Source organism: Streptococcus cuniculi, assembly GCF_001921845.1.
Taxonomy (GTDB): Bacteria; Bacillota; Bacilli; order Lactobacillales; family Streptococcaceae; genus Streptococcus; species Streptococcus cuniculi.
The window spans coordinates 129,233-144,491 of sequence record NZ_MSJM01000006.1 but is presented as its reverse complement, the minus strand read 5'-3'; the positions used below and the strand labels follow the sequence as shown (position 1 = coordinate 144,491).

Here is a 15,259-nt window from a genome sequence, read left to right as displayed (position 1 = left end):
TAGCTACTCCTTTACTGCTTTCGTACCAAATACATCATAATAGTGATCCAACATCGCTCCCATCGCCTGATCCGCAACCTGTTTTAGACCAATGTAATCCTGCGGTGCTTTATCTTGAATGGCTTCAAAGGCCGACACGATAAAGTCAGTATAGATGTTAATCTTCGTAATGCCCTCATGCGCACAGCGGCCAAGATTGTCATCACCTGATGAAGACCCCCCGTGCAGAACCAGCGGAACAGAGGTCAACTCCGCAATTTCATGCAAGCGCTCAAAATTGATCTTCGGTACCCCTTTATAAATACCATGAGCTGTCCCAATGGAAATGGCTAAGGAGTCCACATGTGTCTGATCCACAAAGTCTTGCACGTCTTTGACTTCTGTATAGACAGAGTCCGTTACCTGAGCGGCTTCTGACGTATCATTTGCCCCCACATGCCCCAATTCTGCTTCCACCACCACGCCCCGTGCATGGGCGTATTCGACCACTTCCTTGGTCAAGCGCACGTTTTCCTCAAATGACTGCTGCGACGCATCAATCATAACAGAAGTAAAGCCAAGCTCAATCGCGCGTTTGATAAAATCAATGTCTTCTCCGTGGTCCAAATGAAGGACAATCGGAACGCTGACCGATTCTGCCATACAATTTCCAATCGCTGCCGCCTCTTCTAAGGACAAGATAGACTGGTGAGACTGGGCATAGGCAAGCAGCAACGGCAGCCCCCTCTTTTCAGCCGTTTGAACAAAGGCTCTCGCCGAATTTAAGTCAATAAAATTGGCATGAGGAATAGCAAATCCCTGCTGCTTTGCCACTTGATACATCTGTTTCGAATTTGTTTTCATCTTACTCCTCCTCTATGACTAGAAGTTTTGCTTTCTTTTAGTATAGTCCCTATCTTTTCATTTGTAAAATTATATTTCGGAAAAACTTTACAATTGTAAAATCATGAGGTAAAATAAAAAGAGAAATCCTGGAGTAGTTTACATATGAAGAATCGTCACCAACTCATCTATCAAACAGCTTTATTGTATTATAAAGAACAAAAAAATCAGTCAGAGATTGCGAAACAATTGCAGCTGAGTCGCCCCACGGTTGCCCAACTGTTAAAAGAGGCCCTGCAACAGGGCATTGTGCAAATTACAATCTCTCCCAAAGCCAATCCTAATATCGAACTGAGCCAGCGACTCACCGAAAAATACAATCTTCAAACCGTGATTATCACCCCTACTAAAAGCTCTGAACACCATACCAAAGTCGCCTTAGGGGCTGCGGTCGCTGAATTTGTAGAGCAGTATGCCCACTCGCTATCGTCCATTGGTATCGGTTGGGGCTCTACCTTATATGAATTTGTACAGGCTGCTAAAAACATGCCCTATCCCCACCTCAATATTGTCCCTTTAATGGGCGGTGCCAATGTTGAATTACTCCACCTCCATTCCAATCACCTTTGTTTTCGACTAGCCGAAAAATATAGCGCTACCGCTAGCTATTACTATGCCCCTGCCATCGCAGACCACCCCCTCCTCAAAAAGGAACTCATGCGTTCTTCTCTCATCAAAGACGCACATAAAAAAGCGCTCGCAGTAGACCTTGCCATCGTCAGCATCGGCAATCCTCGCGAGTCCTCTACCTACCAACAACTCGGGGTGGTCACCCCAGAAGATGAGGCCGACATTATTGAAAAACAAGTGGTCGGTGATGCACTAGCGAGCTTCTATGACAAGGAAGGAACTATTTTAGAAACTAGCCTGACAAAACGAATGGTCGGCATCACGCTGGACGAGTTGGAAATGATGAACGAAGTTGCCATCATCGCATCTGACCTCATCAAAGCTCCCAGCTTATTCGCTCTCTTACGCAAGGGCTGTGTTGACCACCTGATTATTGACGAAAGTATTGCACACTATCTCGCAGAGCAAGACTATTAATGCCATTTATACAAGAAAAAACCAGCCGATTGGCTGGTTTTCATGTTACGATTTATTGATTACAAACGTGCGTTTAATGCGGCACCGAGTTCTTCAAAACCTGGTTTTCCAAGAAGGGCAAACATGTTCTTCTTGTAGGCTTCTACACCTGGTTGGTCAAATGGGTTCACCCCATTGAGGTAGCCTGAAAGGGCAATGGCCAATTCAAAGAAGTAGATGGTATAGCCTAGTGTAAACTCATCTTGTTGTGGAAGAGTAACAAACATATTTGGTACGCCACCATCGGTGTGGGCAAGAAGGACACCGTCAGTTGCTTTTTTGTTGACGAAATCTACATCTTTTCCTTGAAGGTAGCCAAGACCATCCAAGTCTTCTGCCATTTCTGGAATCAAGATATTTTTTCTTGGTTTGTCTACACGGATTACTGTTTCAAAGAGGTTACGGTAACCTTCTTGGATAAATTGACCAAGTGAGTGCAAGTCAGTTGAGAAATTCGCTGAAGTTGGGTAAATACCTTTTTGGTCTTTTCCTTCTGACTCACCAGCCAATTGTTTCCACCATTCGCTAAAGTATTGCAAAGATGGCTCATAGTTAGCCAAGATTTCTGTTACGTATCCTTTTCTGTAAAGGATATTGCGCACAACCGCATATTGGTAAGCCTCGTTTTCAGCAATCTTATCAGACGCATAGTCCTTACGAGCTGCATTTGCACCTTCCATAAGGGCTGTGATGTCTGCACCTGATGCTGCAATCGGCAACAAGCCTACAGCAGTCAAGACAGAGAAACGTCCTCCAACATTGTCTGGCACAACAAAGGTTTCCCAACCATTTGCATCTGCTTCCACTTTTACAGCTCCGCGCTCACGGTCAGTCGTTGCATAGATTCGTTTGTTTGCTTCTTCTTGACCGTATTTTTTCACGAGCAATTCTTTGAAGACGCGGAAGGCAATCGCTGGTTCAGTCGTTGTACCTGATTTTGAAATCACGTTGACAGAGAAATCCTTGTCTGCTACATAATCAACCAAATCAGCCAAGTAGCTAGATGAAATAGAATTTCCTGCGTATAGAATTTGTGGCGCTTTGCGCTCTTCCTTGCTTTGCAAGTTTACAAAAGAAGTATTCAAGAAATCAATGGCTGCTTTTGCACCGAGGTAAGAACCACCGATTCCGATCACAACGAGTACATCGCTATCTGATTGGATTTTGGCTGCCGCTTCTTTAATACGAGCAAACTCTTCTTTGTCATAGTTTTCTGGTAAATCAAGCCAGCCAAGCATTTCAGCTCCTGCTCCAGTCCCCTTACGCAAGTCTGCATCAAGCGCTGTGACTTGGCTTTGTAAAAAGTCCAATTCTGTTGGAGCAACGAATTGTCCCAAGACTTTTGAATAATCAAATTGGATATGTGCCATTATAAATCCTCCATTTTTTCTACATACTTAATGATAACGCTTTATTGGATTTTTTTCAAGGAAATTCTATATTTTCATCCATTTTCATAAAACGAAGCGAAGATTTTTCAAAAAAATGCGAAAAAATCACATATTGCCATTTCCTCCAACTCCCTCTTATTTTCCTAGGAACAGTCCAACTGTAAGCAAAAATATTTTCAAAGCATAAAAACATTGCCTATCTTAGAAATTGCTATTTTATTTTTCGACTGACATGTTAGAATAGAGATGTTGAAAGGGGTTACAAAAAGATGAAAAGTAGAATCATACTGGCTGCAACAGCCATTATCTGTAGTGCTTTAGGTAGAGAAGTCGTGTTGGCTGACGAGACGATTCCAGAAAAAGAAGGCTATGTGCTGGATTTCCACGATGAGTTTAACGGCGATTCACTGGATACCTCCAAATGGACCGACTATTACTTGCCACATTGGACTGCCAATCCTGAAAATGCCAAAGCCAACTATCGTTTTGAAGATGGAAAGCTCGTTCAGTTTATCGCAAAAGACCAGAAACCCTGGTCACCAGAGTTAGACGGAACCGTCAAATCAAGCGCCATCATGAGCTTTAATAAAAACTGGATTCACAACTTCAGCAATAGCCAGCAGATTTTAAGCGACCAGAAAGAATGGGTCGGCTATGCAACGACCTACGGTTATTTTGAACTACGGGCGAAATTTTCAAACGTGGGTGGCGGTGGCCACCAAGCCTGGTGGATGGTCGGCCTCCAAGATGATACAAACGATTGGTTCCAGTCCAAGCGGACAGGGGAAATCGATGTTATTGAGACCTTTTTCAGTCGATCAGATACCTGGCGAATTGCTTCCTTTGGTTGGAATGATCCTTTCTTTTCACCGCAATGGTATCTAGCAGAAGATCCTATCCCTCACGGTGATCAGACTGCTGAATACCACACCTATGGCTTGGATTGGTCACCTGATTCCTTGAAGTTTTACTATGACGGAACTCTCTATAAGGAAATCAAGCAGGCACCTGACTATCCAATGGGAACCATTTTAAACATCTATACCGATGCGGGATCTGGTAAGGGAAATGATGTCTATCCTAAAGAATGGGCCATCGATTATTTCAGGGTCTATAAAAAGAAAGAAGGCTATGAACTGCCAAAGAAAGCGATTATCAACCGAGATAGTCAAGCCTACTTTGCCATCGACAGTAAGGATGACAAGGTCTATGTCACGACAGATAGCAGCCAACAGACTGCATGGAAATTGATTCCCAAAGGGCCTTACTACCTCATCCAAAATACCAAAACAGGGGAATATCTCAATATCGAATCTGAAAAGCCCTATGTCGAACACTCTATCCTCCCAGAAACAGCCTATAGCGCGCAATGGTCATTGGAAGAAATAGATGGACATATCCGCTTTGTCAATCGTTGGAAACCGACCGTTGTGATTCATACTGAAAACCAACTGGGCTATTTAGAGGCTAGCGAAATGCAGCCAAATGCTTGGAGAAGCCAGTGGAAAATGGAAGACGAGGTGGCAGATGCACCGCTTCCGACACCTGTTATCACGACAAATGAAGAAGTGACCACAAGTCCGATTCCTTTCAAGGTCGTCCGGACTGCCAATCCTCACTTACCAGAAGGAGAAGAAAAGGTTCTTCGTCCAGGCAAGGAAGGACTACGCACGCTTGTTGAGCTGGTCACGTTGACAGATGGGGTAGAAACCAAGAGGGAAATCATGTCCGATACCGTCACAGCAGAGCCAATTGACCAACTAGTTGAATACGGTCCAAAGGCAGCTACTATCAGCACAGACAAAAACAAGCAGGAAACACCTGTCAATCCCCTCGCAAGCAGTGAAGACCCGACTCCCCCTGCACAACCGTCAACGCAAAGCCAAAAACGCATTCTCCCTCGTACAGGCGATACCCACCATTGGTTCCTTCCTGTCAGTTCTGCGATTTTCCTACTGGGTCTAATCCTAGCCAACTACAAACAGCAAAAATAGGGCAGCACTTCTACACCACTTGCCAGTCTCCTTGTGGACAATCTACTCCATTTTGTATCTTCCTCCAAACATCATGGCGAGCAAGGAGATTGACAAGAAGAGGTTGGGACAAAAGTCTCCCACACCCTTAAATTTTATAGCTTTAACAGTTTGACGTATATATTAACAGTCCAGTGGACTGTTGATACCTGAGCCTAAAAACTAGAGAGCGAGGCTTGTCTCTGGGTTTAATGCTCCAGTGGAGCATTGAAGAGAACAGAAAGTTGTGAGCAACTTATCCATGACGTTGATAAATCAACATTCTATTAGAAGAGGCTAGCGAATAATTCTTCGCTAGCCTTATTTCCAACCTTCCACAATTCTCAATTGTGGAAGCTAGTCAACTTGGGGATATCAACAGTCAGGGGAGTGACTGTTGATACCCGAGCCCAGAAACTAGAGAGCGAGGACTACAAAATCGATTTCTGTCCCACTCCCTCTTTTAAACTAGTGTCACATGATGGGTGTCACGACCTTACAGCAATAGAAACAAGGATGGCCGAGTTTCACTCCAGCCCAATGAATATCTTATATATGACAAAAGAAAAGCCATGAACATCATTGATTTCATAGGCTTTTTTATTGACTAACAAAAAGAGCACACACCCGACATCGCTTAGGGCTGCTGGATTCCTCCCCTGACCCGCTTCACGCACAGATGTTGCTCCATCTAGTATTCTATCATAAATCGAAACTTGGTGCAAGTATTCTCAGTCCCTCACAGTGGTCTGCGCCTGTTGAGCCTGCTTGAGTGCCTTCTTTTTCTCGCGTCCTTGACGAAAAAAGGTCTGCATGATACGGGCGCATTCCTCTTCTAAAATCCCTGTCTCAACCGCAACACGATGGTTGAGCCGCTCGTCCTGTAAGATATTATAAAGACTGCCTGCGGCTCCAAATTTCTGATTGGGCGCGCCGTAGATGACCTGCGGAATCCGTGCGAGACCGATTGCGCCACTACACATAACACAGGGCTCGATGGTCACAAACAGGGTCGTATCCAGCAGTCGCCAGTTTTCTTCCTGCTGATTGGCTTCTTGAATGGCCATGATTTCCGCATGTAGAATCGCCTGATTACGCTCCTCACGCGCATTGTGCCCCCGTCCGATAATGACGCCGTCTTTGACAATGACACATCCAATGGGAATCTCATCTTTTGCTAAGGAACGCTCTGCTTCTTTTAAGGCCTCCCGCATGAACTGCTCTTTTTCTTCCTGACTGTAGCTACATTTTGTTTCCATGTCAGTATTATAGCAAAAAAAGGCTCAAGCTCCAACTAGGGATAGGCTAGTGGTGAATCCGAGACAAAAATTGCCTGGTTCGTTCTTCTCTGGGAGAATCAAATATTTCTTCAGGACTTCCTTGCTCGACGATCTGACCGTTTTCCATAAAGACCACTCTATCTGCAACTTCACGGGCAAAACTCATCTCATGGGTCACCACAACCATGGTCATCCCCTCCTTAGCTAACTCGACCATGACCTGCAAGACTCCACCGATAAGTTCTGGATCAAGGGCCGAGGTCGGCTCATCAAAGTAGATAACCGCTGGGTTGCTGGCAACCGCCCGCGCAATTCCCACCCGTTGCTGTTGACCGCCTGACAGTTCACTCGGGTAGGCGTGATACTTGGCAGCAAGCCCTACCTTGTCAAGAGCTTTTCTACCGATTTGCTCTGCTTCCTCCTTGCCATAGCCATGGGCCATGATGAGGCCTTCGGTCACATTTTCCAAGGCTGTTTTATTGGCAAAGAGGTTATAATTTTGAAAGACAAAGCCCGTATGCTTGCGAATCTCGGCAATCTCTTTTTGACGAATATGAGCTAGGTCATAGGTCTCTTCGCCAAAGATCAACCGACCACTATCTGCCCGCTCTAAAAAATTCATACAGCGGAGCAAGGTCGTCTTTCCTGACCCTGACGGACCTAAAATGACCGTCACCGTGCCTTGTTCCACCTGTAAATCCACCTCCTGCAAGACCTTGGTGTCCCCAAAGGACATGCTTATCTTCTGTGCTTCTATCATCTTGCCCCCTTAATAAACTTTCAGTTTCTTTTCACCATAGGTTTGCAACTTGGTTAATACCGTTGAAAACAGCAAATAGATTAGCCCCACCTCGCAATACAAGGCAAAGGGTTCGTAGGTCCTTGCCGCAATTTGCTGGGTCGCCATAAACATCTCTAACACTGTGATGTTCGCAGCTAAGGATGTATCTTTGACCAAGCTGATTAAAGAATTGGACAGGGGAGGAAAGGCCACTCGAAAGGCCTGAGGCAAGACAATGCGCCGCATGGTTTGGGAGAAAGTCATCCCCACACAATATCCCGCTTCCAGTTGCCCTTTCGGAACCGACTCAATCGATGCCCGAATCGTTTCTGCCGCATAGGCTCCTGTGTTGACTGAAAAGACGAAAACAGCTGATGGAAAGGCATCTAATACCAGCCCCAAATTTGGCAAACCGTAGAAAATGACATAGAGTTGCACCAAAAGGGGTGTGCCGCGAATCAACCAAATATAAAACCGAGCGAGCTGTTTCAGCACCGGAATCTGGGCAATTTGCACCAGGGCTGTCAACACTGCAATCAGTAAGCCAAACACGAAAGAGAGGATTGTTAGTGGAATCGTCACTAACAACCCTGGTATCAGTATCTGGCTAAAAGAATCAAGAATAATTTGCCATAGTCTATCTGTCATAATGACCTCTATTTTTTCACTTGTGATACATCGTCACCGAAATATTTCTTGGATAATTCTGTCAGTACACCTTCATCTGCCAATTCTTTCAAGGCCTGATTGATTGCCGCAACCAAATCATCATTACCTTTAACAACTGGTAGAGCTGTCTCCTGCGCATCTTCTGATAGGGCCGCAACTTTGACAGGAGCATCTGGATGTTGCTTGATATAGTCCAGATAGGCGACATTATCATTGATGGTCACATCCACGCGTTTTGAAGCCAGCAATTCAATCGCTTGTTGGAAACCGTCGACACCGACAATTTCTGCACCGTTACTTTTGGCAACTTCCGCCCAGTTACTGGTCAAGCTGTTGGCTGATTTTTTCCCCTTGATATCACTAAAGGCTTTCGTTGTCGTATCGTCCTTGGACGTAATCAAGGCTCCGTAGATGTAGGTATAGGGCGTTGAAAAATCGTATTTTTCCTTGCGTTCATCGGTCACCCCAACCTGGTTGGCAATGATGTCAAAACGACCCGCATCAAGACCCGCAATAATTGAGTCCCACTCTGTTTCGACAAATTCTGCCTTGACACCGAGCTTTTCAGCCACTTTTTCAGCGACTTCGACATCGTAGCCGACTAACTTTCCGCTCTCATCATGGTAAGTATAAGGGGCATAGGTTCCTTCGGTTCCCACTTTCAACACCCCTTTTTCCTTGATTTGCTCAAGCAAGGAGCCTGCTGGAGCAGACTGTTTTTGTGAAGTTGAGCCACATGCGACAAGTGAGACCGTCGCTACAATCCCTGCAATCCATACTACTAGTCTTTTCATACCTGTTTCTCCTTTATTTTCTAGCCTTGTCAAAGGCGTGTGCTAAATCCTCTATCAAATCTTGACCTGCTTCAATTCCGACTGCCAAGCGTAGCAAATTTTGACGAATGCCGATGCGCTCTTGCAAGTCTGTACTGTAAGATTCATGCGTCATGGTTGCGGGGCGACAGATGAGAGATTCGACACCGCCCAAACTGACCGCAAACCCAAAGAGTGTCAAGGATTGGACAAATACTTCCAAATCATAAGTTTCCTCATCCAGTACAAACGACACAACCCCACCATGTCCACTTGCTTGTTGCTCTTGAATGGCATGCCCGGGATGGTGTGAAAGACCTGTGTAAAAGACTTCTACCCCCTCTTGTTGATCCAGATATTCTGCTACCAACTGGGCATTTTCTTGGTGCTTTTCTAACCGCAAAGGCAACGTCTTAATCCCTCTTGATAAGAGAAAGGCATCAAAGGGACTGAGAATGGCTCCTAATAATTTATGCGCTAGCTTGAGCTGGGGATAGAGATCCTCTCGATTGGTGACGACTAACCCTGCTAGAATATCCGAATGGCCTGCATAATACTTGGTCGCTGAATAGACGACAATATCTGCCCCAAAATCCAGCGGGCGTTGTAAATAAGAGGTCATAAAGGTATTGTCTACAATCACCAGCAAACCTTGTGCTTTGGCACGACCAATCACCTTTTCTAAGTCTGTCACCTGAAGAAGTGGATTGGTCGGCGTTTCTAGAAAGACCGCTTTTATATGGCTTGCCACCTGTGAAAAGTCATACTGGTTGAAATCCGCGACCAGTTCATAAGACAGATTGCGGCTTTCAAATAATTCATTGACAAACTGCCATGTCCCTCCATAGACCGTGTCTGAAATGAGAATGCCATCCCCACTCTGTAACAACTCAAAGGCAATGGCTGTTGCTGCCATCCCCGTTGCGGTTGCTAAGGCATAACGAGCACCTTCCAAATCAGCCACTTGTTGTTCCAAAGCAGTCCGTGTGGGATTGGCGCTCCTGCTGTAGACAAAATCTCCAAATTGCTGGACGCCTTCCTGTAAAAAGGTGGATGAAAGATAGACTGGATAGGTGACAGCACCTTTTCCTGTATCATCGACTTGACCGTGAATCGCCTTTGTACTGTATTCCATAACACCCTCCCTGTTGTTGATGGTTTTTATGATACCATGCTCCCTGCTTCTTGACCAATACATTTTTTCTATCACCGTGATTAGGGAATTTTATGATATAGTCAAATGAATGAACTTTCAGACAAGGAACGAAAGACGCAGACAGTACTGGAGTACGGCAAGTCGAAAGTGACGATGTATCAAAGTTCATTCAAAAGACTATAGCACCTAAAAATGCCGTCCTTACATCCTTTTTTCAAGACAGAAAAAAACTAGCCTCGCCATCAGACGAAAGACTAGTTTAATGCTTATTTTATCGTGGATTGAGAAAGGAATCGGACCAGACAAGGAGCCGCAGATAGAACTGCCCTTCATCAAAACGACTGAACGATGTCTTAACCTTTATTCAATTCACTTTATTTCACAACGATATTGACCAGTTTGTTTGGTACAGCAATGACTTTGACGATGTCTTTTCCAGCGATTTCTGCTTGGACTTTTTCATCAGCAAGCGCTGCTCTTTCCAAGTCCTCACGAGAAAGGTCCTTGGCAACGACCAGCTTGGCGCGAACCTTGCCCTTGATTTGGACAACGATTTCAATCTCGTCTTCAACCAAGAAGGACTCATCATAACTTGGCCATGACACGTAAGAAATGCCGTCTGTTGAGCCCGTCACGATTTGCCAGAGTTCTTCTGCCAAGTGTGGTGCAAATGGAGCCATCAGCTGGATAAAGCCTTTGGCATACTCGACATAGAGCACCTCTTCTTTATTGGCACTATTGACAAAAATCATGAGTTGGGCAATGGCCGTGTTGAACTTGAGCGTCTCAATCTGCTCGGTCACCGCCTTCACCGTTTCATGGTAGACCTTGTCCAAGTTGCCATTGTTTTCTGTGACGATTTCTTTTGAGGTAATCAAGCGATAAACACGGTCGAGGAATTTGCGGCTACCTTCTAGCCCTTCTTCGCTCCAAGCGATGGACGCATCAAGCGGCCCCATGAACATCTCATACACACGAAGGGTATCTGCACCGTACTGTTCAACGACATCATCTGGATTAACCACATTTTTCAGGGATTTAGACATCTTGGCGGGAGCTTGCTCCAGTTCTTCTCCTGTTTCAATGTTAAAGAAGGAACCGTCCCGTTTTTCCACCTTGTCTGTGGCCACGAGAGCGCCGCGACTATCCCGGTAACTTGTCCCCAAAATCATTCCTTGGTTAAAGAGCTTTTGGAAAGGCTCTTTGGTTGGCACCACGCCGATGTCATAGAGGAATTTATGCCAGAAACGTGCGTAGAGCAGGTGAAGTACCGCATGCTCCGCCCCACCGATATAAATATCCACAGGCAACCAAGCCTTGAGCAAGTCTTCGTCTGCCAGTTTTTCTGCATTGTGTGGGTCAATGTAGCGGAGGTAATACCAGCTTGACCCCGCCCATTGTGGCATGGTATTGGTCTCACGGCGACCCTTGACACCATCTTCACGAGTGACTTCTAGCCAGTCCGTCAAGTTAGCAAGCGGGCTTTCTCCTGTGCCAGACGGCTTGATGTCGCTTGTTTTTGGTAAGACCAGTGGCAAGTCACTTTCTGGAACAGCTGTTGAGGTCCCGTCTTCCCAATGGATAATCGGAATTGGCTCCCCCCAGTAACGTTGACGGCTGAACAGCCAGTCGCGTAAGCGATAGGTCACTTTCTCCTCGCCGACACCGTGCTCTGTAAGCCAAGCAATCATCTTTTCAATCGCATCTGCCTTGTTCAAGCCATCGAGGAAGTCAGAGTTGATGTGTAGACCGTCCTCTGTATAGGCTTCCTTGTCCACATCGCCCCCTTCGATGACGGCCACAATCGGCAAGTCAAAGGTTTTGGCAAATTCCCAGTCGCGGCCATCATGGGCAGGAACCGCCATAACCGCACCAGTTCCGTAGCTGGCTAGCACATAATCCGCAATCCAAATCGGAATTTCCTGACCATTGACAGGATTGATGGCATAAGCACCTGTCCAGACCCCTGTTTTTTCCTTGGCAAGGTCAGTCCGTGCCAGGTCTGATTTGAGGCTGGCTTGGTGCTTGTAGTCTGCTACCGCTTCAGCCTGTTCAGCCGTTGTAATCGCATCGACCAACTCATGCTCAGGCGCAAGCACCGCAAAACTTGCTCCAAAAAGAGTATCTGGACGCGTTGTAAAGACGGTGAACGTTTTATCGCTTCCCTTGATGGCAAAGGTGACATTAGCGCCACGTGATTTACCAATCCAGTTGCGCTGCATGTCCTTGATAGACTCTGGCCAGTCTAAGTCTTCCAAGTCATTGAGCAGACGCTCCGCATAAGCCGTGATTTTCAGCATCCATTGGCGCATCGGTTTTCTGACAACAGGATAGCCCCCACGTTCAGAAGTGCCGTCAGGCAAGACTTCTTCATTGGCAATGGCTGTTCCCAGCTCTTCGACCCAGTTCACTGGAACTTCCGCTTCATAAGCCAAGCCTTTTTCATATAATTTCGTGAAAATCCACTGGGTCCACTTGTAGTAATTCGGATCGGTCGTGTTGACCTCACGGTCCCAATCATAAGAAAATCCAAGCGCATTGATTTGGCGTTTGAAATTGGCAATGTTTTGCGCCGTAAACTCCGCTGGATCATTTCCCGTATCCATTGCATACTGCTCCGCAGGCAGACCAAAAGCGTCCCAGCCCATTGGATGAAGGACATTGTAGCCCTGCGCACGCTTGTACCGGCTCAAAATATCTGTCGCTGTATAGCCTTCAGGGTGGCCAACGTGAAGCCCTGCCCCACTTGGATAAGGGAACATATCAAGGGCATAGAAGTTTGGTTTTTCTTTATCCGTACCTGTTTTGAAGGTGTGATGTTCTGCCCAGTATTTTTGCCACTTAGGCTCAATCACTCCATGGTTATAAAAGGTCATAGCTATTTCTCTCCCATTTTGTATGATAGGTCTATTATATCATGTTATCAAGCATTTGCGGCAGGAGATGGGATAGAAAATACAGGAATTTCTTGATTTCTCTTTTTGAAAGCGTTATACTAAAATAAAAAGGAGACAGCGGATGAAAAAAGAATTGTTTTACTATTGGGAAAATTTTTGCCGGCTTAATGCTCTCCTCTTCGCACTAACCGCTCTCACCCTGCTCTTGTTTCCACCACTAAATCCACCCCTACACTTCTCTAACTTCGCCAATCTTTTTACCTTTCCTCTTGTCGTCAATAGAAAAATGAAAACCAAACTCCGCTATCGATTTTTAATAGCTATTGGTCTAGTTTTCATTCTTGGTTTCATTCTTGAACCGATTTGGGAAAAGATTCCAGCAAAATCGCTTCATCCAACCCCACTCTTCTACTTCCTAGCCAGTCTCGTACTAGGCGCATTGGCGCTGGGGAATTATGTCTATCAAAAACGCAAAAAGGGCTAATGCCCTTTTTTGTATATCCTAACGATTACTTGTCCAAGTTTTTCACATATTGGTCCACCGCAAGGATTGCCTGAGCGATATCCTCTGCTGAAATAGCAAATGGCATTTGATGAATGGTCTCTCCTTCAATTGTCGCCTGTTGCCCAACCCGAAGTAAATCATCATAACTCGCATTTTCTAAATGCAATTCTGCCAAGGTAGTCGGCATTTCAATGGCTTGATAGAAACGAATATAGCGATTTAATTCCTCAACGGGCCGCTGTTCAAGAAAGAGTTGTACCAAGGTTCCGTAGGCCACTTTTTCCCCATGTGTCAAATGGTGGATGTCGCCTGTCAGCGCCGTAAAACCATTATGAATGGCATGGGCTGCTGCTAGGCCAGCGCTCTCAAAGCCAAGCCCGCTAAGTAGCGTATTGGCCTCAATGACACTTTCTAAAGCAGGGGTAACTACCTGTTGTTCACAGGATTTCATGGCTTCTAGTCCGCAGGCAAACAAGGTCTGCTCACATTGTCTAGCAATCGCAAGTCCTGCTAAACTCTGGCCTTCCCCCAACATCGTTTTTCCACCTGCTTGCTGAACCGCACGCGCCTCAACCCAAGTCGCTAGACCATCTGCAATACCTGAAGCGAGCAAGCGTTTAGGAGCGCCTGCAATCACTGTTGAATCAACCAAAACAAGGTCGGGATTCTTCGCATAGAACATGTATTTCTCAAAGGCTCCCTCATCTGTATAAATGACAGATAAGGCAGACGTTGGCGCATCTGTGGAAGCAATGGTTGGGGCAATCACAACAGGCAACTCTAGGATATCCGCAATCGCCTTAGCACTATCGATGGTCTTGCCACCCCCTAGACCGATAATCATGTCTGCTTGATGTTCCTCTGCAAGCGTCACAACGCGCTTGATTTCATTTTCAGAAGCCTCTCCGTTGAATGCTGTATGAAAGACACGCATGCCATAACAAGCTAGATACGAAATAAATCTCTTTCCTACTAACTCTAAGACAAGAGTGTCACACAACAACAACGGTCTACTCCCTAATTCGAGTATATGTTTCGCATTTTCAAAGAGAGCATTTTCTCCTTGAATATACCGCGATGGGCTTGCAAATAGTTTCATACAACATCACCTCTTTCATCTCAAATGTGATTCCGTCCCTGTGCAACCTGCCAATCGTTCGCAAAATCATCTACCGCCTTAGCAATGGAAGGCATTGCAAAAGCAGCCTCAAATACATCACAACCTGCCGTAATCGCTTGTACCCCACAAGCAAAGGCGCGGTTTACCTGCGCAACATTTTTAAAAGATGCTGCTAAAATCTTACTAGAAGATCCTGACTGATCAATGGCTTGTGCCAATTGACATAAGACTTCTTCCGGATCAATATTTAGATTTTCCATTCGGTTATAGTAAGGCGCAAGATAATCTGCTCCAGCCTCTATGGCTAGCAATCCTTGAAACGTGGTGTAGATAGCCGTGGCAGTAATCCGCACCCCCTCTTCTTTCAAGACCTTCATCGCCGCAAGTCCGTCTGTCGTGACAGGGATTTTGACATAGATGTCATCGCCAGCCTCCTGCCGAATCTTGCGTGCGTCACAAAGAATTCCCTCATAATCTTTTGCTACGACTTGAACATGAATAGAAGCTGAGGGACCAATCACTTCTCGTATCTCTTGAATGCGTTTAAAAAAGTTGAGCTGCCCTTCTTTTTTTACAATGGTGGGATTCGAAGTCACCCCCGCAAGCGGGAGGACCTTCGCCCATTTTTTGATGTCATCAAGATTTACTGTGTCCAGCATAAATTCCAT

Annotated in this window: 13 protein-coding genes and 1 other RNA gene; 3 read left to right on the top strand and 11 right to left on the bottom strand. The window is 45.7% G+C overall.

The features are described 5' to 3' along the window. Window positions 1-3: 3 nt before the first annotated feature. Window positions 4-843 carry a class II fructose-bisphosphate aldolase gene (locus BU202_RS07670; protein WP_075105205.1) on the bottom strand — a complete coding sequence of 280 codons (840 nt, stop codon included), beginning with the start codon at window positions 841-843 and terminating at the stop codon, window positions 4-6. A gap of 144 nt (window positions 844-987) precedes the next feature. Between BU202_RS07670 and BU202_RS07665 the strand changes: the two genes are divergently transcribed. Next, window positions 988-1,929, top strand: coding sequence for a sugar-binding transcriptional regulator (locus BU202_RS07665; RefSeq protein WP_075105204.1), 942 nt, complete (start codon window positions 988-990; stop codon window positions 1,927-1,929). A gap of 59 nt (window positions 1,930-1,988) precedes the next feature. On the opposite strand, the gene BU202_RS07660 is transcribed toward BU202_RS07665, so the two are convergent. Continuing rightward, entirely contained in the window at window positions 1,989-3,338 is a 1,350-nt protein-coding gene (locus tag BU202_RS07660) for a glucose-6-phosphate isomerase (RefSeq protein WP_075105203.1), read from the bottom strand. A gap of 290 nt (window positions 3,339-3,628) precedes the next feature. Between BU202_RS07660 and BU202_RS07655 the strand changes: the two genes are divergently transcribed. Beyond that, on the top strand, window positions 3,629-5,353 hold the full coding sequence (locus tag BU202_RS07655; RefSeq protein WP_075105202.1) for a G5 domain-containing protein: 1,725 nt from the start codon (window positions 3,629-3,631) through the stop codon (window positions 5,351-5,353). A gap of 624 nt (window positions 5,354-5,977) precedes the next feature. On the opposite strand, the gene ffs is transcribed toward BU202_RS07655, so the two are convergent. The 7 genes from ffs to leuS form a co-directional block, all read right to left on the bottom strand. Then, an RNA gene (gene ffs / locus BU202_RS07650) (signal recognition particle sRNA small type) lies at window positions 5,978-6,067 on the bottom strand. A 35-nt stretch (window positions 6,068-6,102) separates the two neighbouring features. Further along, the gene (gene tadA / locus BU202_RS07645; RefSeq protein WP_075105201.1) at window positions 6,103-6,630 is read right to left on the bottom strand and encodes a tRNA adenosine(34) deaminase TadA; all 528 of its coding nucleotides are present in this window, start codon (window positions 6,628-6,630) and stop codon (window positions 6,103-6,105) included. A gap of 46 nt (window positions 6,631-6,676) precedes the next feature. Continuing rightward, window positions 6,677-7,411, bottom strand: coding sequence for an amino acid ABC transporter ATP-binding protein (locus BU202_RS07640; RefSeq protein ID WP_075105200.1), 735 nt, complete (start codon window positions 7,409-7,411; stop codon window positions 6,677-6,679). Between the two features lie 9 nt (window positions 7,412-7,420). Beyond that, on the bottom strand, window positions 7,421-8,080 hold the full coding sequence (locus BU202_RS07635) for an amino acid ABC transporter permease (RefSeq protein WP_075105199.1): 660 nt from the start codon (window positions 8,078-8,080) through the stop codon (window positions 7,421-7,423). An 8-nt stretch (window positions 8,081-8,088) separates the two neighbouring features. Beyond that, a complete protein-coding gene (locus BU202_RS07630) occupies window positions 8,089-8,895 on the bottom strand; it encodes an amino acid ABC transporter substrate-binding protein (protein ID WP_075105198.1) in 807 nt (268 codons plus the stop codon). A 13-nt stretch (window positions 8,896-8,908) separates the two neighbouring features. Beyond that, complete coding sequence (locus tag BU202_RS07625) at window positions 8,909-10,048, bottom strand: trans-sulfuration enzyme family protein (RefSeq protein ID WP_075105197.1); 1,140 nt, start codon at window positions 10,046-10,048, stop codon at window positions 8,909-8,911. 395 nt (window positions 10,049-10,443) lie between these two features. After that, entirely contained in the window at window positions 10,444-12,945 is a 2,502-nt protein-coding gene (leuS, locus tag BU202_RS07620) for a leucine--tRNA ligase (RefSeq protein ID WP_075105196.1), read from the bottom strand. 142 nt (window positions 12,946-13,087) lie between these two features. On the opposite strand from leuS, the gene BU202_RS07615 reads away from it, so the two are divergent. Continuing rightward, entirely contained in the window at window positions 13,088-13,450 is a 363-nt protein-coding gene (locus BU202_RS07615) for a hypothetical protein (RefSeq protein WP_075105195.1), read from the top strand. Window positions 13,451-13,475: 25 nt separating this feature from the next. Here BU202_RS07615 and BU202_RS07610 read toward each other — a convergent pair whose 3' ends face one another. After that, entirely contained in the window at window positions 13,476-14,570 is a 1,095-nt protein-coding gene (locus tag BU202_RS07610; protein WP_075105194.1) for a glycerol dehydrogenase, read from the bottom strand. 20 nt (window positions 14,571-14,590) lie between these two features. Further along, window positions 14,591-15,259, bottom strand: a complete 669-nt coding sequence (locus BU202_RS07605; RefSeq protein ID WP_075105193.1) for a fructose-6-phosphate aldolase — start codon at window positions 15,257-15,259, stop codon at window positions 14,591-14,593.